Raw genomic sequence first — 16,771 nt, 5'->3', positions numbered from 1 at the left:
ATTTCTAATTTGATTGTATTATACTTTGATTGTATTATACGCCCTCTCAGGTCCATACTTCCATATATTACACTACAGCTTGACGAAGAAAAAAGTCCTGTTTTTATTAGGTCGCCTGAGTTAAATCGGATACGACGATTTTGTAAACTTTCATTATTGTTATAATGCAACTGGCTTTCCTTTTTTAACAAAACGATAAACGACGCTGGGTGGTCAAGCAACATATTGCCACTATATTTGAGACTTCTAAAATTAAAATACTCAAATTTGCTAGGTTTGTGGCCCAAGGTTGGCAAAAACGAGGGGAAAGCTTCAAAGCTAGACAAAATAATTAGACGAGGTGAAAGGACATGATAGAATTTCCAATTTCTAAGGCATTCCAATTCATCGAACCAGGCCCGGTGGTTCTAGTATCTACCGCTCATAAGGGAAAAGCCAACGTCATGACATTGAGTTGGCACATGGTTGTGGATTTTACGCCACTCATAGGCTGCATTATAGGTCCCTGGGATTGGAGTTATAACGCACTGATGGCGACCAAGGAGTGCGTTATCGCCGTGCCCACGGTCGACCTCTTAGAAAAGGTTGTAGATATAGGAAACTGTTCCGGACGAGACATAGATAAATTTGCACGCTTTGACCTTACGCCCCTGCCGGCCAAAGACGTCCAGGCTCCCCTCATCGCCGAGTGTCTAGCTAACATAGAATGTCGCGTGGTCGATACCACTCTCACCGATAAATACGGGTTATCCATCCTAGAGGGTGTGAGGGCGTGGATCGACCCTGACCGCAAAGAGCGCAGGACATGCCATGCCAACGGAGACGGAACTTTCGTAGTCGACGGAGAGACAATAGACCTCAAGGAAAGGATGGTGAAGTGGCAGGATACACTCTAATCCTCGAAAAGCTAGGGGAGGAGATTGAAGGCCTGGAAAGCGAAGTGATTGAAAAAGCGGCTGCCATCGTATTTCAGGAGATGCTCGAAGCAAAAGGGAAACCTAGGGAAAAAAGGTAAAGAGCGCTCCAGGGAAACATCTGAGTATATAAGCCCCAAGGATAACCTGGATCGGTTGAGGGCAAATTTGGGCATTGAAGAAAACTTGCAACCGGATCGTGAACTGGCGGAAGTATCTTAATCATGCATAGACTATCCTTTTCACAGGAGAAATTGGACTTGACCAGCAAAATTTACCATTAAGGGCCCATATTTACTAAACAGATTGTCAGTATGGGCCCCAATAACATTGCCATAACATATCTTACTATATTTTCAGCTTAATTAATCCCTTCTATAAAAAGATCTCTTAATTTTTTATTCAACTGCTCTATTTTTCCTATGTTTTTATCATTTGGATGTAACATTAAGGCACTTTCTTGATTGAAGATACCTAAGCACCATATACCTTCATGTTTACTAATCCCAACTTGAAATGTAATATCGTTCTCATCTGTTATTGCGTGTAATCTAAGTTGACCATCCTCGAATATATCAAAATATGGTAATATATCTAACAGCGCAAAACAGTTAGCAGTCCAATACTGCTGATCTGGAGTAATAAATACTATGTCGCCATATTCATCTATAGTAATTGTTACATTCCCTTTGTTCTTTTCAACTATTTGTTTTTCATCACTTATCTGATAATCAATATTGCGCAATATACATAATACATTGTCATCGGCAGCATATCCATATCCAACGACCGACAACACAAATACTACAACCATCATCATACATAGTATTATTCTTCTCATATAACAATCACTCCTCTAAGAGATTTTAAGCATTGTAGTATTTCATTTATTAATGTTATTCTAATGCTCTACGGAAAAGCAAATAGCTGCTTCTCTAGCTATCAGTCCATAAAATAAGCTTGAAGATGTCCAGCTATATAGTCTCAATTCTGCCCAGACCCAATAATTCTGCAAGTTCTTTCTCGGTCAATTTATATCAACCCCTCTGTTGCAAAGCTGTAAAAGTCGTCTGCATTTTTGCCAATGATGATGTGATCAAGGACATTTACCCCCAAAAGGTCGCAGGCGTACGCTATGCGACTGGTTAACTCAATATCCTCAGACGATGGGGCGCACTCGCCCGAAGGATGATTGTGAACCAGTATGACGGAAGATGCGGATTTTAAGGACGCAGCCTTTACGATTTCCTTGGGATCGACCACGGTGGCATTTACGCTGCCCTTGCTTATCTCAACATTTCCAATGGGCTTATTTTTAATATCCAAAAGAATGACGCTAAAAACTTCCTTTTGCTTATCCCTCAGATAGGGAGCATAAAATTCGGAAACATAGCCGATCACATCGTCAGGTTTATTTAATTTTTTCTTCGTCTCGGCCTTTTCCTTAAAAAGTCTCTTGCCAAGCTCAAAGGCCGCCTTTATTTGCACCGCCTTGGCAAGGCCAATTCCATCGATTTTGGAAATCTCTGATATGGGCGCCGAATCTATACCTCGAAGCGATCCAAAACGGTTGAGCAAAGTCCTTGCGAGCTCTTCGGCGCTCATGCCGTCTTTTCCGGTCCTCAAAATTATCGCCAAAAGCTTGGCCAAGGGTAAATTTTCCGCTCCAAGTTGCACGAGCATCTCCCTTGGCCTTTCTTCTTTCACCCATTCTTTGATCGGTCGGGTTGACTTCCGCTCCGCTACCATTCTTTTAATCTTTCCCCTTAACTTTTCACATTCATCGGCTGTATTGATGTTTAACTGCCGAATGATGTCACTCGACCTTTCTTCGGTAAGCAACCCCTTTTTTGGACATCTCAAATATACCTTTCCTTTTTTGCTGCACATCGGATAAATGGCGTTTGCCACCATGAAGTCAAGCAGTTCTTTCTCCGGCAAAATCTCGTCGCTCATCCCGATAACAACCTCCGTGTAAACACTTATATCCTTCCTATGGGCATTATATACAATGGACGTTCATCCTTTGGAAGGCTTAAAACTTTTTTTACCTCCTCATCCCTAAAGGCTCCAACGACCACTGTGCCGAGGCCCAAAGAAACGGCTTGCAGACAAACATTTTGAGCGGCGTGCCCGACTTCCATGTGCACATATCTGATGCCCCTATCGCCGTATTTCCCGGTTGTTCTTTCGTAAACTGCGGTAAATACCATGGCAATAGCGCCGTCCCTGACGCAAGATTGCCTGAGAGCGGCGGCAGCCAGACCGCCTCGCAAATCTTCGTCCATGACTTTCGAGAGTTCATGTCCACGAGGCACATACTTATATACGCCTTTTGCGATGCCATCTACATTGCCCACCAGGACGTACAATTCAAGCGGGTAAAGCGCGCCTGCGGAAGGTGCCGTTTTAAAGCCCCATCTTTGGCCGGTGATTCCCTGCGCAGCCCAAAGAAGTTGTGAAACCTCGCTAAGAGTCAGCGGTTCATCTTTGTACCTGCGAACAGATCTTCGTTCAAGCAAAGCTTTTTCAACAGAGGTGTCGCTCTCGTATTTGGGTTCAGGCAGTTTTATTTTTCCATTGACACGCTTCCCCGGTTCACTTCCGTATCCTGCTCCTGTCATCATGGAAAACCCTCCCGTTCCTAAACATATTAATGCCACAAGCATGATTATTAACTTTGTTTTATTCATAAAATCACCACTTTTTCGGCAAATAATGGTTCACACCTATTTTCGATATGGCCGTGCTGCTGTCGAGATTTTTTTGTGACTTCACTCGCTATCTTCCAAGCATATATTGCTATATCATTTTAGCAAAAGATGTTCGCCAGATTCGCCAAGGAGCCGGATGGCCTAACAATGCGTCTGTTATAATACGAGTAGCGTTACTTTCATGCAAATAATAAGATAACTTCACTTTTTACAAGACAAGAGGCGTCAATGATCGGGCAGCAAATTTGCAATGCAGGTATCGAAGTTTTATTGAAAACCATCTCGCGTCAGTCTAGACTGGAATTTTACCAACTACAGCAAACAAGGGGCGTAAATTTAGCTCCTTTTTACTTGAGGTGCTCATCATGAAAGAGGACAAAGAATTCTTAAAAGAGCTATCAGAACGCCTAGAAAAGGCTTTAGAAATTTCGTCGGATTGCGAACTGTGTCCGAGGAAGTGTCACGTAAATCGCCTTAAAGGCGAAAAAGGCTTTTGCAAGACGGGAAGGAATGCCGTTGTAAGCAGCTTCGGACCTCACTTCGGGGAAGAAAAAGTTCTGGTAGGAAGACATGGCTCGGGCACGATATTTTTCACCCATTGCAACATGGCATGCGTCTTTTGCCAAAATTACGACATCAGTCAACTTGGCAGGGGCAAGGAAGTCTCCGCTCAAGAATTAGCGAACACGATGCTCGAACTTCAAAAGATGGGTTGTCATAACATAAATTTGGTCTCCCCTACTCATTGCGTTCCCCAAATCATGGAAGCTCTTTTGTATGCCTTCGAAGGAGGCCTCAAGGTTCCAATCGTGTACAACACCGGCGGGTACGACTCCGTTGACACGCTAAAGCTCCTTGAAGGCATCGTAGACATATACATGCCGGACATAAAGTACGGCAACGACGAAAGGGGCATTCGTTATTCTTCGGCTCCTAATTACTTTTCTGTGGCAAAAAGTGCAGTCAGGGAAATGCACAGACAGGTAGGAGATTTAAAGACGGACGACAGAGGCATCGCCGTTAAAGGGCTTTTGATCAGGCACTTGGTACTTCCAAACGACCTTGCCGGGACAGAAAAAGTAATGGAGTTTTTAGCCACGGAAATTTCGACGGAAACCTTCGTAAACATAATGGACCAGTACCGCCCTCTTCATAAAGCATTTCAATATCCGGAGCTTTCAAGGCCCATTACGCGGATGGAATTCAAAAGGGCCATCGAAATAGCGCAAAATTACGGAATTCATCGTATATGCAGGCTATAATTAAAGGAATGCTCGTCAAGAGCTAAAATGAGAAGGTTAAGAAAGGCGGTCATCCAAAGTGAAAGTTTTATTGATATCTCCAGGCAAGGACGAATACTACAAAAAAAGGTTAAAGCTGGCGCTTAAAATGCCACCTCTCACCCTGAGCACGATCGCGGCTTTGACAAAACCGGACATAGAAGTCGCTATTTTAGACGAACATGTAGAACCCATCAATTATGACGACGTACCTGACCTGGTAGGTATCACGGTTATGACCTCAGTCGCACCGAGGGCATACAGGATCGCAGACAAGTTCAGGAAAAGAGGCGCAAAGGTTGTGCTGGGCGGTCCCCACCCTTCCGCTCTCCCCAAAGAAGCCATAGGACATTGCGATGCCGTGGTCATCGGAGAAGCTGAAGGTACATGGGAAAAGCTATTGGAGGACTTTAAGAACGGCGATTTAAAGCAATTTTATTTCAATGAAAAACCCCCGAGCCTGGTCAATTTACCCGAGCCTCGAAGGGATCTATACAAAAAGGAAGCATATTACTTTGTTAATAGCCTTCAAGTAAGCAGGGGCTGTCCTTTTGATTGCTCCTTCTGCTCCGTGTCAAATTTTTTCGGCAAAACTTACAGACACAGGCCCATAGCCGATGTCATCAGGGAGATAGAGCACCTCGAAGGCAAATTCGTAGCCTTCATCGATGACAATATCGTGGGCAATCCAAAATACAGCAAAGAATTATTCAAAGCCCTTATTCCCTATAAAATCCGATGGGTTGGGCAAAGTTCATTCAACATAATTCGAGACCCGGACTTGTTAAAAGCTGCTAGAAAAAGCGGCTGCGCGGGGTTGTTCATAGGCCTTGAAACCATCTCGGAAGAAAGCATGCAAGAAATTGGCAAAGTGCAAAATGATATCAAGGAGTTTAAAGTTGGAATAAAGCGTTTGCACGATCATGGCATCGTCGTGTTGGGAGCTTTCGTCTTCGGTTTTGATAATGACGACAAGGACGTTTTTAAAAGGACCTTAGATTTTGCGATGGAATCGAGGTTAGACTTAGCGCAATTCAGCATTCTAACCCCCTTGCCCGGAACGAGGTTGCACGAAAAGCTATCTTCTGAAAACCGCATCATCGATACAGACTGGTCGAAGTATGACATGGGCAACGCAGTTTTTATGCCGGCGCAAATGACGCCTGAAGAATTGCAAAAGGGCATGAGCTGGGCTTGGAGGGAATTTTATTCCTACGGTTCAATCCTAAAGAGGTTATTTAACGTGAATTTTAATTTACTGCAACATCTTCTTAATTTCGCGCCGCTTTTGACCTTAAACCTGAGTTTTAAGAGGGCCCTTGATTTCGAGAGCAAAATGGCCAAAGCATCGATTGAGAAGCACTAATTTCGAAGCCTTGGATCCAGGGAGTCTCGCAAAGCATCCCCAAGCAGATTAAAACCCATAACGATTAAAATGATCATTATCCCGGGGAATATGGTAATCCAAGGCGCATGAAACAGAAAGGAACGACCCGAGCTCATGATTGAGCCCCAGCTGGGCAAAGGAGGCTGTATGCCCAGCCCGAGAAAGCTCAGCGTTGCCTCCACAATTATGGCTTTAGGCACTTCAAGTGTCGTTAAAACAACCAGGGGCGCCAATGAATTAGGCAAGATATGACGAAATATAATACGTGCATCTGAGTATCCAAGAATCCTGGCTGCTTCTACGAACTCCTGGTTTTTTAAAGAAAGAAACTGACCTCGTGAAATGCGGGCAAATGACCCCCAAGACGAAAGTGCTATTGCTAAACATACGTTGAATAGCCCGGGGCCTAAGACAGCTATGATAGCGATTGCCAGCAATGTCATGGGAAAGGCCAAGGCAATATCGATCAGTGCACATATGACGCTATCCAAAAGGCGACCGTAATAACCGGCAATGCACCCAAAGAACAAACCCGTCAGCAAGGAAATGCCGACCGCGAGAAAACCAACTTTCATGGATACCCTGGAACCATAAACTACCCTGCTGAAAATATCGCGACCAAACTCGTCAGTGCCAAACAAATGTGCTTTCGAGGGTGGTTGCAACATGGACGGCAGATCCTGTTTAGCATAGTCATGGGTAGCTATTAACGGCGCAAATAAGGCACATAGGAGCATCAAGCTTATAATGACTAACCCGAAAACCGCGGCCTTGCTGCGAAGCAATCGTCTCATTAACCCGTAAAAAGCGTTACCGCTCTTAGTAAGTTCCGTGCTTGCGATCCCCTCAGCCATATAATCGCCACCTTTTCACCCGACAAATCTCATTTCAGCTTTATTCGCGGATCGACAACCGCATACAAAATATCCGCAACGAGGTTTCCCAGTATGATGCACGTCGTCAAGACTACCATGACCCCCTGGACGACGGGGTAATCGCGGGCCAAAATGGAATCTACCATGAGCCTTCCCAGGCCTGGCCTGGCGAAGACGATCTCCACGACGACAGAACCGCCCACCACCCATCCTATGCGCAATCCCAACAGCGTAATTATTGGAATCAGGGCATTTCTCAGGGCATGGCGATTAATCACGACTCGCTCCGGCAAGCCCTTGCTTCGGGCAGTGCGTATGTAGTCCTGACGAATGACTTCGAGCATGCTTGAGCGCACCATTCGAGCAAGCAAAGCTGCATCGGTTATCCCAATCGTCAATGCAGGCAGAAATAGATGCCTCCACGTTCCATAACCCGAGACGGGGAAAAGCCTCAGCTTAAAGGCAACAATATAAAGAAGCATGAGGCCAAACCAAAAGGTTGGCATTGAGATGCCGATTAAAGAAAGAGCCATGAGCGCATAATCTGTGACCGTATTTCTCTTTAGCGCGGCCTTTATGCCGATGGGAATTGATATCAAGAAAGATATGACCAGAGCCGTCAAACTTAGCTCAAGAGTTACAAAAAACCTCTCCACTATCAGCTCTGAAACTGGTTTGTGTTGAATTATCGAATTACCCAGATCGCCGTGTAATAACGATTTCATAAAGCTAAGATATTGGACTGCCAGCGGTCGATCTAAACCGTATTGATGACGTATATTTTCCCTCACTTCCGGAATAACATTGGGACCGACGATCAAATCTATCGGGTCTCCAGGCGCCAGGTGGAGCATGGAGAATATGACGATCTGTCGCACCGAGTAAAGTTAAAACCAGAAATGCCATTCGTCTAACGAAATAGCGAAGCATTATAACCACTCCTGTTACTCTTTGGAGAAAGGAGACCCTTGCGAAATCCCCTTTCTCCAAAAATGTGAGTTTAACTAAAAAACAAACCTTATTTCGTTACGATGTCAATTCCGTCGCTATATTGAATCATCCACGGATGGTTTTTAAAGTTTATTACCTCTTTGCGCACAGCAAGCATCTTATCGGGAATGTAGATCGGACACCACACCGCCTGTTCTATAAGATACCGCTGCACTTCTTTATATCTTTCTGCTCGAATTTCCCACGTGGGGGCAGTTGCCGCTGAGTTGATCAATTCGTCAGTTTTGGGATCACACCAGCGAGAGTGATTCGGGTAAGGAAACTGCGCTGACAACAAGAACCAATCGAGAATATCCGCATTGGGCCAGCTATAGAGGCGGACGAAAAGGTCTTGTTGACCCGCTTTTAGCATGGCTACATAGCTTGCACTATCGTAAAGTTGAATCTTGGCCTTGATGCCAACTTCAGCGAGTTGCGCCTGAAGGACCTCTGCAAGCCTTTTCGATGTAGAGTCGTTTTCGGCAGAAGGGTTGTTTCAAAGCCGTTAGGAAATCCCGCCTCGGCAAGCAAGGCCTTCGCCCTTGCCGGATCGTACTTGTAGCCCAACTCCTCGCTCTCCTCCAGATATTCATCTTTCAGCGCCGGGGAAGATAGCCGTACGCCGGGGTAGCATAGCCACTAAAGATGTATTTCACTATCGTTTCCCTATCGACGGCATGATTAATTGCCCGCCTGACAAGTACGTCATCAAATGGTTTTTTATCGCAAGCATAAGCAAGGTACCCCAACTTCGTCGATCTGATCGATAAATATATTAATGTCAGGGTTTTCTTTTAGTTTGTCAGCTTGCAAAGGAGGCACATCGCGTAGTACGTGAATCCCGCCGGTGACGAGCTCCATAATGCGGGAACTTTCCTCGGGTATAGTCCGAATGACCAGCTCGTCGAAAAGGGCCGGCCCCCGATTGGACATCCATTCAGGACCCCAATTGTAATCAGGGTTTTTGACGAGCACTATCCTGTCTCCACGTACCCATTTCTTGAACATAAATGGACCCGTTCCCATCACCGTCTTAATTCCATAATATTCTCCATATTCTTCATAACAACCGGCCTTTTGTATTCCTGAAGCTGTGTTCGATAGATTAAAGAGCAAGATTAGGAAAGGGATATTTTAGCACCATTTGGACCGTATGATCGTCGAATAATTTTGACTTCATCGATTGCCTTTAGATCGCCGGCGGAAGGAGACGCAGTCTTCGGGTCTTTTATTGTATCGATGGTCCATTTTACGTCTTTCGCAGTAAAGGGAGTCCCGTCATGGAAAGTAACGCCCTTTCGCAGGTGAAAGATCCATATCAATCCGTCTTCCGATACCTCCCAACCTGTGGCAAGGCCTGGGCGATATCTAAAATCATAATCCCTCGATATCAGACGATCGTGCAAATAAATTAGAGCATCGGAATACCACGCAGCTTTAATGGTGTCTAAAATATCGGGATCCCTATCCATGGCTTGAACGATCACCTTTCTTTCAGCAGCTACTGAAGGCGACTCCATAAACACCATGCCAAGAATCCCCAAAAAAACGCATAGCGCGATCATAATGTAGGCTACAAAAGTTCGTACTTTTGAAAACCCTTTAAGTTCCTTCATAATCCCTGCCTCCTTCTCTTTCTGATCAAGCATAATGACACGCCACGAAATCGATTTGCCCCTTTTTTTATTAGAGCCGGCTCGTCAATTACGCATTTTTCTTTGGCCCTGAAGCACCGAGGATGAAATCTACATCCGCTCGGAGGAGATAAAGGACTTGGGACATCTCCTTCAAGGAGTTTGCGCCTTCCCTTCTTGTCCGATGATACATCCGGTATTGCCTCCAACAACGCTTCTGTATATGGGTGAAGGGGGTTTTCAAATAACACATCGGTCTCCGCAATTTCCACGATTTTTCCCAAATACATCACGGCAACCCGAGTGCTTATGTGCCTTACCACGCTCATATCGTGAGAGATGAACAAATAGGTCAAATTAAACTTTTTTTGAAGCTCCTCGAACAAGTTGATTATTTGAGCTCTAATGGATACGTCCAGAGCTGAGACAGGCTCGTCACAAATCAAGAACTCAGGATTAATGGCTAACGCCCTTGCAATGACCGCACGCTGTCTTTGCCCTCCGCTTAATTCGTGTGGATATCGAGTTTGATAATGCCTCGTCAAACCGACTGCATCCATCAGTCTTTCTGCTTTGTTCCTTCTTTCTAATTTCGTTGCCTTTTCGTGAACAATGAGCACTTCTTCAATCGCATCGCCCACCGTAAGCCTTGGATTAAGCGAACCAAAGGGATCCTGAAAGACCATTTGAACCTTTTTTCTATATTCTTTAAGTTGTTTTTTATCAAGCGTTAGTACGTTAACTCCACGATAATAGACCTTGCTATTCTTTTGAGCATCCGCAAGCCCGACAATGACTCTGCCGAGAGTAGACTTGCCACATCCGCTCTCTCCCACTAGGCCAAGGACCTCGCCCGCCTTCACATCAAAATCGATGCCATCGACAGCTCTTATATATTGTTTTTTGCCAAAAAATTTACTTGGCACGGAGAAGTTAACGCATAAATCCCGTACCTCGAGCAAATGATCCGGCATATGATCATTCCTCTCTCGTCTTATGAGACGTTATGGCATCGCACGAGACGACCATCCAGCCTTGTGATGACCGGCTCGATATGCTTGCAGTAAGCTTTTGTGCAATCACAACGAGGAGCAAACCTGCACCCCGTAGTAATATCTTGTGGCGATGGCACAGTGCCTTTGATAGGTTTCAATGGTTTTTTGGGTCCATTTATGGACGGCAAAGATGCCAAAAGCCCTTTTGTATAGGGATGAAGCGGGGCCCTGAGCACATCCTTCGTCAGGCCGTATTCTACGATGCGTCCGCAGTACATTACGGCTACGCGATCGGCCACTTCGCTAATGACCCCAAGGTCGTGAGTGATAAACAACACAGCAGTGCCCATTTTTTCTTGAAGTTCCAGCATTAGCTCAAGGATTTGAGCTTGCACCGTCACATCCAGCGCAGTTGTAGGTTCATCGGCTATCAGAAGGCTCGGATTACAGGCTAAGGCCATGGCAATCATAGCGCGCTGCCTCATGCCACCACTTAGCTCGTGTGGGTACTGACGTAAACGTTTTCTTGGAAGGGAAACCTTACAAAGGTGTAGCAGGTGCTCGCTCTTTTTCAAAGCTTCCTTTTTAGACGCTCCTTGATGGAGCATTATTGCCTCGGAAATCTGAGTGCCAATGGTGAGAACCGGGTTCAATGAGGTCATTGGTTCTTGAAAAACCATGGAAATCTCCTTTCCGCGAACTCGCCTCATCTCATCCTCGTCCTTGAGCAAAAGGTCTTCGCCTTTAAATAATACTTTGCCGCCGACAATCTTCGCAGGAGGGTAAGGAATTAAACGCATTATTGAAAGTGCTGTCACGCTCTTGCCGGAACCTGACTCTCCGACGATTCCCAACGTTTCACCCGCTTGAAGGGCAAAGCTCACGGAATCTACTGCCGGAACAGCTGTACCTTCAATATAGAAGCAGGTTCTCAGATCTTTCACTTCTAATAGCGGCATTCCCGCAAGTGGGCACTCTCCGGATTGTGGGTATGCATATATATCCATTATTTTAAATGATATATTTGAATATTCTCAATGTCAAGATGCAAGTGAATTAGTACTTGCCTGTAGTTTTATCTGAGAAAAGACAAAAATAGATTTCAAGAAGCTAAAGAAACAGTAGTCATAAAGCCCTATAAGGCGATTGAGTCAATTGACAAGTGCTGTGGCTAAATATTTTCAATTATTTTTCTGCCCCTCCTATGTTGACAAACTACAATAAGTCATATATGATTATCTTTAATTAAAAAAATCTGCGGAAAGAAGGAGGCGCTAAGTGGTGATAGGTGAACGCGTTTTGGCTACATCTGGACAATGCGTTAGTATTATCAGCACGATGTGCGCCTCCATATCCGGCGGTTATTATTTTAGCGACGGCCAGTGGCGTTATTATTACGCTTCTGGCCAATTTTCTTATGGAGACCGGCCGCCGGGCGGGAGCATTTACTGTAACACCATAAAGTAAAGTATCATAGTAGCAAGTTAAATCCGGGGTTCGGTCTCAAGCCGAACCCCGGATTTTTTTATTTTAAAAGGAGGAAAGAAAAATGGAAGCGACAAGAGCAATTATAAAGACAAAAAGAGACGAATCGGCAGGCAAGCTGCTCATGAAACTGGATCAAATGGGGATAACGGCTCGCATCACAAAAAACGAGCCGGAGGCAATCGTGCTGGCAGAAGGACAGATCGATGAAGGCAAGATAAAAACCATGCCCGAAGTCGCCCAACTGACCGAAGTAAAGGCACCTTTTCCCTTGGTCAGCAGGGAATGGAGTCAAAAAAGACAGCATAGTAGAGATAGCCCCCGGCGTCGCAGTAGGAGGAGGAAACGTTCTAATCATAGCCGGCCCTTGCGCAGTTGAAGGGGAAGAACAGATCGTAAAGACAGCAAAGGCGATAAAAAACTCGGGTGCCACTGCCCTTCGGGGAGGTGCCTATAAGCCAAGGACCAGTCCCTACTCCTTCCAAGGCCTTGGGGCCGAAGGGCTGGCCTTGCTGTCGGAGGCAAAAAAAGCTACAGGCCTTCCCATAGTTACAGAGGTAATGACGCCTGAAGACATCGACTTCATGCTGCCTCACGCAGACATCCTGCAGGTCGGTTCCCGCAACATGCAAAATTTCTCGCTTCTCAAGGCTTTAGGGAAGGTGGACAAACCCGTCTTGCTCAAACGGGGCATGATGGCCACCATAGACGAGTGGCTTCAAGCCGCAGAATACATCATGGCAGGCGGCAACTTCAACGTCATCTTGTGCGAGCGTGGAATAAGGAGCTTCGAAAAAAGGACCCGCAACACCCTGGATCTAAACGCCGTACCCCTGGTCAAGAGCTTGAGCCACCTCCCCGTAATCGTAGACCCCAGCCACGGAACGGGAAAGAGCGAGCTCGTCCCCAGCATGAGCCTTGCGGCTTTGGCGGCCGGTGCCGACGGCTTGATCGTCGAGGTGCATCCGAATCCCAAAGAAGCGACAAGCGATGGAGACCAGTCGCTCGATTTCGAACAATTTGGCGATCTCATGAAATCCGTAAGCAGGCTGCTTTCCATAATGCCCGGCAAAGTCCTGGAGGGATCAAAGTGCAGTGTAGCAGCATAGGCATCATAGGACTGGGGCTCATAGGAGGCTCCATAGGCAAGAGCCTGCTAAAAAACGAGGCGTCTCACAGGGTGCTCGGCTGGGACGTAAATGAAGACGCGATAGACGTCGCGCTCGCGTCAGGCGCCGTCACGCACGCCTGCGAACCCGAAAAGATGGCGGGCGAAGCCGAACTGCTCATACTGGCGGTGCCCCCAAGCCAAATGGAACTGCTAAGCGAAAAAGTAGCGCCCTTTGCCGGCAAAGGGTTAAAAGCCGTAACGGATACGGCGAGCACCAAATCTGCAATAGTAAAGCAATTATCGGCAATCTGGAAGGAAAAGTACGTGGGGCTTCATCCAATGGCCGGCAAAGAAAGGGCGGGCATCGATAACTCTTCGGCAGATTTATTTGAGGGCGCCGCATGGGCCGTCGTCCCGAGCGCTATTTCGAGCAAGGAAGCAGTCGAAATGGCAACAGATCTGGTTTGCGTACTGCATTCGGTCCCGATCACCCTAACCCCCGAAGAACACGACGCCATCGTGGCCGTGACAAGCCACCTTCCCATGTTTTTGGCCACGGCGCTGGTGACGTTGGCCTCGCAAAGAGCTTCAGAAAATCCCAAACTTTCCAAATTCGTCGCCGGAGGCTTTAGGGATACGACCAGAGTGGCTTCCTGTCAACCCTGGCTGATATCCGAAGTATGGGAAACAAACGAAGGCTTTATAAAAGAGGCATTAAAGAGACTTCATAAATATTTTATCCGAAATGTCCTCAAAGGACTCAAAAAGCCTCGCAGAGATGGCAACCGAGGCCAAAAGGGCCAGGGAATCTCTGCTTGCAGGACGAGGTGAAAGCAAATGATTGAAATAAGACCGGTAGAGGGAATAAGGGGCGAGATAAACGTTCCTGGAGACAAATCGATATCGCACAGGGCAGCAATTTTAGGCGCCCTCTCAAAAGAGGGGATAACTGTCGGCAACTTCTCAACCGGAGAAGATTGCGAGACCACGTTGGCATGCCTTAAAGCATTGGGCTGCGAGATAACAAAGCCAGACGACAAAACCGGGGCGAAAGATTTAAGGGATCCCGATCATCTCAGATCCGGCACGGCAGGTTTTGAAAACAAAGTAACGATAAAGGCACCCCAAGGCTTAAGGGAACCGAAAAACATACTGGACGCAGGAAATTCGGGGACCACGGCCAGGCTTTTGTTGGGACTAATATCGGGGATCCCAAATTTATTCGCCGTCATCAACGGCGACGAAAGCCTTAAAGGGCGGCCCATGGGAAGGGTCACGGGACCGTTAATTTCCATGGGAGCAAAAATAGACGGCAGGGAATTTGGCGAAAAGCTGCCCTTAGCGGTCAGGGGCAAAAAACTAAATGGCGGCATCCACGTACTTCAGGTGGCGAGCGCCCAGGTGAAAACGGCGATTCTTTTGGCAGGCCTCGGAGCACAAGGGGCCACCACCGTGATAGAACCCTCGCCCACCAGGGATCATACGGAAATCATGCTTGAATTTCTTGGCGTTCCCGTCTTCAAAAGCGATCTCAAGACGACGGTCTATCCGACTTCTCTCATAAACGGTGGAAGTTGGACCATACCTGGTGATTTTTCCTCAGCTGCATTTTGGATAGTGGCGGCGGCCATAACGAGGGAAAGCGAGCTGCGAATTAAAAACGTAAACGTAAATCCCACGAGGACCGGGTTGCTCAAAGTACTAAAAAGAATGGGGTTAGCTTACTCCGTCGAGGACGAAAGCCTTAGCGGAGGCGAAAAAACGGCAACGATCGCTGTCAAGTCCTCGTCACTTAAGGGGAACAAAGGTGATGCCCGAAGAGATACCTTCCTTGATCGACGAGCTTCCCCTTTTGGCGGTGGCCGCCACCCAGGCAGAAGGGATCACCGAAGTCACGGGAGCTCAAGAATTAAGGGTCAAAGAAAGCGACAGGATTCACACTATGGCGGTGGGCTTAAAAAAGATGGGAGCACAAATAAAAGAAACAAAGGACGGTTGGATCATCAAAGGCAAGACCCCCCTTGCAGGCGGTAAGACAAAAAGCTACGGAGATCACCGCATAGCCATGGCCCTGGCCGTGGCGGGCCTTGCCGCGACAAGCCCCTTGCATTTGGAGGGAGAAAGCTGCGTCCGCATATCCTATCCCAGTTTTTTCGAAACCTTGAGAAAACTGACCCAAAACACAGAAGTCAGGGAGGGGATTCAACCATGACCATACGTTTTTTATCCAGCGGCGAATCTCACGGGAAGGGTCTTTTGATCATCATCGAGGGCATGCCTTCCGGGCTTGCGATCTCAAAAGACGACATAGAAAACCAATTGGCTCGAAGAAGGCGCGGCTACGGCCGGGGCGACCGAATGAAGCTTGAAAAAGACGAATTTGAGTTTTACAGCGGCCTCAGAGGAGGCGTCACCACGGGAAACCCCATCGGGGTCGTCCTTCACAACAGCGAATGGGATAAGTGGAAAGACGTCATGGACGCCGGGCAAAAGGCCATCACGCGGCCCAGGCCGGGGCATGCCGATGCATCGGGCATGGCAAAGTTTGGCCTTGAAGACGCAAGAAACGTCTTAGAAAGGGCCAGCGCCAGGTGCACTGCTGCCTGGACCATAGCAGGGACGCTTTGTCAGATGCTCTTAAAGGAGCTCGGAGTTACCGTAAAAAGCGCCGTCACGTCCATAGGAAAAGAAAAAGTCGATCTGCCCGAAAGCGACGAAGAATGGGCGAGGGCATGCTCTTCGGACATGGGAATCCCAAGAAAAGAAGACGAACCGCGCCTGCAAAGGGCAATAGACAGGGCAAAGGAAGAAGGCGACTCCCTTGGCGGCACCTTTGCAGTTGCCGTAAAAGGCGTGCCGCCCGGCATAGGGTCTTACAGCGAATGGGACAGACGATTAGACGGCCGATTAGCCCAGGCTTTGATGTCCATACCCTCGGCCAAAGGCGTCGAGATAGGAGGAGGTTTTTCGCTTTCTGAAATGTGCGGGAGCGAGGTACACGACGAATTCATCCTTTCCTCCGACCGGTGGGGACGAGGTACAAACAATGCCGGCGGAATCGAAGGCGGCGTTACCAACGGAGAAGACATATTTGTCCACGTGGCCTTAAAACCCATCCCGACCTTAAGGAAACCCCTTCGCACCTTCGACATCAGGACAAAAAAAGAAGCGCTCGCCCACGTGGAAAGAAGCGACGTTTGTGTCGTCCCAGCTGCCTGCATCGTTGGCGAAGCCATGACGTCGCTCCTATTGGCCCAAGTCATATGCGAGCAGTTCGGCGGCGATAGAGTAGAAGACTTAAAGCACCGCTTTGAAGAACACGTAAACAGGACGAGGAGGATGTTTCATGTCTAGTACGTACAAACAATAAAAGAGACGAAAGAAGG

General features: G+C 47.1%; 22 protein-coding genes and 1 pseudogene. 11 read left to right on the top strand and 12 right to left on the bottom strand.

The annotated features are described in order from the left end of the window. The first annotated feature begins 350 nt into the window (after positions 1-350). A complete protein-coding gene (locus AC5SXE_RS03075; protein ID WP_332636788.1) occupies positions 351-896 on the top strand; it encodes a flavin reductase family protein in 546 nt (181 codons plus the stop codon). Continuing rightward, a complete protein-coding gene (locus tag AC5SXE_RS03070) occupies positions 878-1,015 on the top strand; it encodes a hypothetical protein (protein WP_332636787.1) in 138 nt (45 codons plus the stop codon). Before AC5SXE_RS03075 ends, AC5SXE_RS03070 begins: the two co-directional genes overlap by 19 nt. Positions 1,016-1,275: 260 nt before the next feature. Here AC5SXE_RS03070 and AC5SXE_RS03065 read toward each other — a convergent pair whose 3' ends face one another. The 3 genes from AC5SXE_RS03065 to AC5SXE_RS03055 form a co-directional block, all read right to left on the bottom strand. Then, positions 1,276-1,755: a hypothetical protein gene (locus tag AC5SXE_RS03065; RefSeq protein WP_493916556.1), complete on the bottom strand. Its 480-nt coding sequence runs from the start codon at positions 1,753-1,755 to the stop codon at positions 1,276-1,278. Between the two features lie 191 nt (positions 1,756-1,946). Continuing rightward, entirely contained in the window at positions 1,947-2,870 is a 924-nt protein-coding gene (radC, locus tag AC5SXE_RS03060) for a RadC family protein (protein ID WP_493916555.1), read from the bottom strand. 26 nt (positions 2,871-2,896) lie between these two features. Further along, a complete protein-coding gene (locus AC5SXE_RS03055) occupies positions 2,897-3,607 on the bottom strand; it encodes a SagB/ThcOx family dehydrogenase (RefSeq protein ID WP_310847279.1) in 711 nt (236 codons plus the stop codon). 386 nt (positions 3,608-3,993) lie between these two features. Between AC5SXE_RS03055 and AC5SXE_RS03050 the strand changes: the two genes are divergently transcribed. Next, positions 3,994-4,890 carry a radical SAM protein gene (locus AC5SXE_RS03050; RefSeq protein WP_493916554.1) on the top strand — a complete coding sequence of 299 codons (897 nt, stop codon included), beginning with the start codon at positions 3,994-3,996 and terminating at the stop codon, positions 4,888-4,890. A 58-nt stretch (positions 4,891-4,948) separates the two neighbouring features. Next, entirely contained in the window at positions 4,949-6,274 is a 1,326-nt protein-coding gene (locus AC5SXE_RS03045; RefSeq protein WP_493916553.1) for a B12-binding domain-containing radical SAM protein, read from the top strand. Here AC5SXE_RS03045 and AC5SXE_RS03040 read toward each other — a convergent pair. The 9 genes from AC5SXE_RS03040 to AC5SXE_RS03000 form a co-directional block, all read right to left on the bottom strand. Continuing rightward, positions 6,271-7,149 (bottom strand): ABC transporter permease, encoded by an 879-nt coding sequence (locus AC5SXE_RS03040; RefSeq protein WP_332636777.1) that lies wholly within the window; start codon positions 7,147-7,149, stop codon positions 6,271-6,273. The two genes, AC5SXE_RS03045 and AC5SXE_RS03040, sit on opposite strands and share 4 nt — an antisense overlap. Positions 7,150-7,178: 29 nt before the next feature. After that, positions 7,179-7,991 carry an ABC transporter permease gene (locus tag AC5SXE_RS03035; RefSeq protein ID WP_493916552.1) on the bottom strand — a complete coding sequence of 271 codons (813 nt, stop codon included), beginning with the start codon at positions 7,989-7,991 and terminating at the stop codon, positions 7,179-7,181. A gap of 197 nt (positions 7,992-8,188) precedes the next feature. Next, positions 8,189-8,533 (bottom strand): hypothetical protein, encoded by a 345-nt coding sequence (locus tag AC5SXE_RS03030; RefSeq protein ID WP_493916551.1) that lies wholly within the window; start codon positions 8,531-8,533, stop codon positions 8,189-8,191. A 2-nt stretch (positions 8,534-8,535) separates the two neighbouring features. Further along, positions 8,536-8,727: a hypothetical protein gene (locus tag AC5SXE_RS03025; protein ID WP_493916550.1), complete on the bottom strand. Its 192-nt coding sequence runs from the start codon at positions 8,725-8,727 to the stop codon at positions 8,536-8,538. A gap of 29 nt (positions 8,728-8,756) precedes the next feature. Continuing rightward, positions 8,757-8,909 carry an ABC transporter substrate-binding protein gene (locus tag AC5SXE_RS03020; protein ID WP_493916549.1) on the bottom strand — a complete coding sequence of 51 codons (153 nt, stop codon included), beginning with the start codon at positions 8,907-8,909 and terminating at the stop codon, positions 8,757-8,759. Next, positions 8,881-9,168 (bottom strand): ABC transporter substrate-binding protein, encoded by a 288-nt coding sequence (locus tag AC5SXE_RS03015; protein WP_493916548.1) that lies wholly within the window; start codon positions 9,166-9,168, stop codon positions 8,881-8,883. Before AC5SXE_RS03015 ends, AC5SXE_RS03020 begins: the two co-directional genes overlap by 29 nt. Positions 9,169-9,278: 110 nt before the next feature. Beyond that, positions 9,279-9,776: an ABC transporter substrate-binding protein gene (locus AC5SXE_RS03010; protein WP_493916547.1), complete on the bottom strand. Its 498-nt coding sequence runs from the start codon at positions 9,774-9,776 to the stop codon at positions 9,279-9,281. Next, the gene (locus AC5SXE_RS03005) at positions 9,773-10,768 is read right to left on the bottom strand and encodes an ABC transporter ATP-binding protein (RefSeq protein WP_493916546.1); all 996 of its coding nucleotides are present in this window, start codon (positions 10,766-10,768) and stop codon (positions 9,773-9,775) included. The genes AC5SXE_RS03010 and AC5SXE_RS03005 overlap by 4 nt, the downstream gene beginning before the upstream one ends. A 20-nt stretch (positions 10,769-10,788) precedes the next feature. Further along, positions 10,789-11,748 carry an ABC transporter ATP-binding protein gene (locus AC5SXE_RS03000; RefSeq protein WP_310848150.1) on the bottom strand — a complete coding sequence of 320 codons (960 nt, stop codon included), beginning with the start codon at positions 11,746-11,748 and terminating at the stop codon, positions 10,789-10,791. Positions 11,749-12,070: 322 nt separating this feature from the next. On the opposite strand from AC5SXE_RS03000, the gene AC5SXE_RS02995 reads away from it, so the two are divergent. The 7 genes and pseudogenes from AC5SXE_RS02995 to aroC all read left to right on the top strand — a co-directional run bounded on the left by AC5SXE_RS02995 (position 12,071) and on the right by aroC (position 16,739). Beyond that, on the top strand, positions 12,071-12,256 hold the full coding sequence (locus AC5SXE_RS02995) for a hypothetical protein (protein WP_332636771.1): 186 nt from the start codon (positions 12,071-12,073) through the stop codon (positions 12,254-12,256). An 82-nt stretch (positions 12,257-12,338) separates the two neighbouring features. Beyond that, complete coding sequence (locus AC5SXE_RS02990; RefSeq protein WP_493916545.1) at positions 12,339-12,653, top strand: hypothetical protein; 315 nt, start codon at positions 12,339-12,341, stop codon at positions 12,651-12,653. After that, positions 12,580-13,383, top strand: a complete 804-nt coding sequence (aroF, locus tag AC5SXE_RS02985) for a 3-deoxy-7-phosphoheptulonate synthase (protein ID WP_493916641.1) — start codon at positions 12,580-12,582, stop codon at positions 13,381-13,383. Before AC5SXE_RS02990 ends, aroF begins: the two co-directional genes overlap by 74 nt. Beyond that, positions 13,365-14,216: a prephenate dehydrogenase gene (locus AC5SXE_RS02980; RefSeq protein WP_493916544.1), complete on the top strand. Its 852-nt coding sequence runs from the start codon at positions 13,365-13,367 to the stop codon at positions 14,214-14,216. The genes aroF and AC5SXE_RS02980 overlap by 19 nt, the downstream gene beginning before the upstream one ends. Before the next feature lie 6 nt (positions 14,217-14,222). Then, positions 14,223-15,080, top strand: a pseudogene (locus AC5SXE_RS02975) (3-phosphoshikimate 1-carboxyvinyltransferase); the annotation flags it as partial. Between the two features lie 115 nt (positions 15,081-15,195). Beyond that, positions 15,196-15,597: a 3-phosphoshikimate 1-carboxyvinyltransferase gene (locus AC5SXE_RS02970; RefSeq protein ID WP_493916543.1), complete on the top strand. Its 402-nt coding sequence runs from the start codon at positions 15,196-15,198 to the stop codon at positions 15,595-15,597. Beyond that, positions 15,594-16,739, top strand: coding sequence for a chorismate synthase (aroC, locus tag AC5SXE_RS02965; protein WP_493916542.1), 1,146 nt, complete (start codon positions 15,594-15,596; stop codon positions 16,737-16,739). The genes AC5SXE_RS02970 and aroC overlap by 4 nt, the downstream gene beginning before the upstream one ends. Positions 16,740-16,771: the final 32 nt, after the last annotated feature.

It is taken from the genome of Acetomicrobium sp. (assembly GCF_059026225.1).
Note: the sequence above shows the minus strand (reverse complement) of the source record. Positions and strands in the feature narration are given on the sequence as shown.

Coding starts and splice junctions, on each gene's coding strand:
- AC5SXE_RS03000 (WP_310848150.1), bottom strand. CDS start 11,748: ATGCCGCTATTAGAAGTGAAAGATCTGAGAACCTGCTTCTATATTGAA.
- AC5SXE_RS03015 (WP_493916548.1), bottom strand. CDS start 9,168: ATGTTCAAGAAATGGGTACGTGGAGACAGGATAGTGCTCGTCAAAAAC.
- AC5SXE_RS03055 (WP_310847279.1), bottom strand. CDS start 3,607: ATGAATAAAACAAAGTTAATAATCATGCTTGTGGCATTAATATGTTTA.
- AC5SXE_RS02970 (WP_493916543.1), top strand. CDS start 15,196: ATGCCCGAAGAGATACCTTCCTTGATCGACGAGCTTCCCCTTTTGGCG.
- AC5SXE_RS03065 (WP_493916556.1), bottom strand. CDS start 1,755: ATGAGAAGAATAATACTATGTATGATGATGGTTGTAGTATTTGTGTTG.
- AC5SXE_RS03005 (WP_493916546.1), bottom strand. CDS start 10,768: ATGCCGGATCATTTGCTCGAGGTACGGGATTTATGCGTTAACTTCTCC.
- AC5SXE_RS02990 (WP_493916545.1), top strand. CDS start 12,339: ATGGAAGCGACAAGAGCAATTATAAAGACAAAAAGAGACGAATCGGCA.
- AC5SXE_RS03040 (WP_332636777.1), bottom strand. CDS start 7,149: ATGGCTGAGGGGATCGCAAGCACGGAACTTACTAAGAGCGGTAACGCT.
- aroC (WP_493916542.1), top strand. CDS start 15,594: ATGACCATACGTTTTTTATCCAGCGGCGAATCTCACGGGAAGGGTCTT.
- AC5SXE_RS03010 (WP_493916547.1), bottom strand. CDS start 9,776: ATGAAGGAACTTAAAGGGTTTTCAAAAGTACGAACTTTTGTAGCCTAC.
- AC5SXE_RS03075 (WP_332636788.1), top strand. CDS start 351: ATGATAGAATTTCCAATTTCTAAGGCATTCCAATTCATCGAACCAGGC.
- AC5SXE_RS03050 (WP_493916554.1), top strand. CDS start 3,994: ATGAAAGAGGACAAAGAATTCTTAAAAGAGCTATCAGAACGCCTAGAA.
- radC (WP_493916555.1), bottom strand. CDS start 2,870: ATGAGCGACGAGATTTTGCCGGAGAAAGAACTGCTTGACTTCATGGTG.
- AC5SXE_RS03030 (WP_493916551.1), bottom strand. CDS start 8,533: ATGCTAAAAGCGGGTCAACAAGACCTTTTCGTCCGCCTCTATAGCTGG.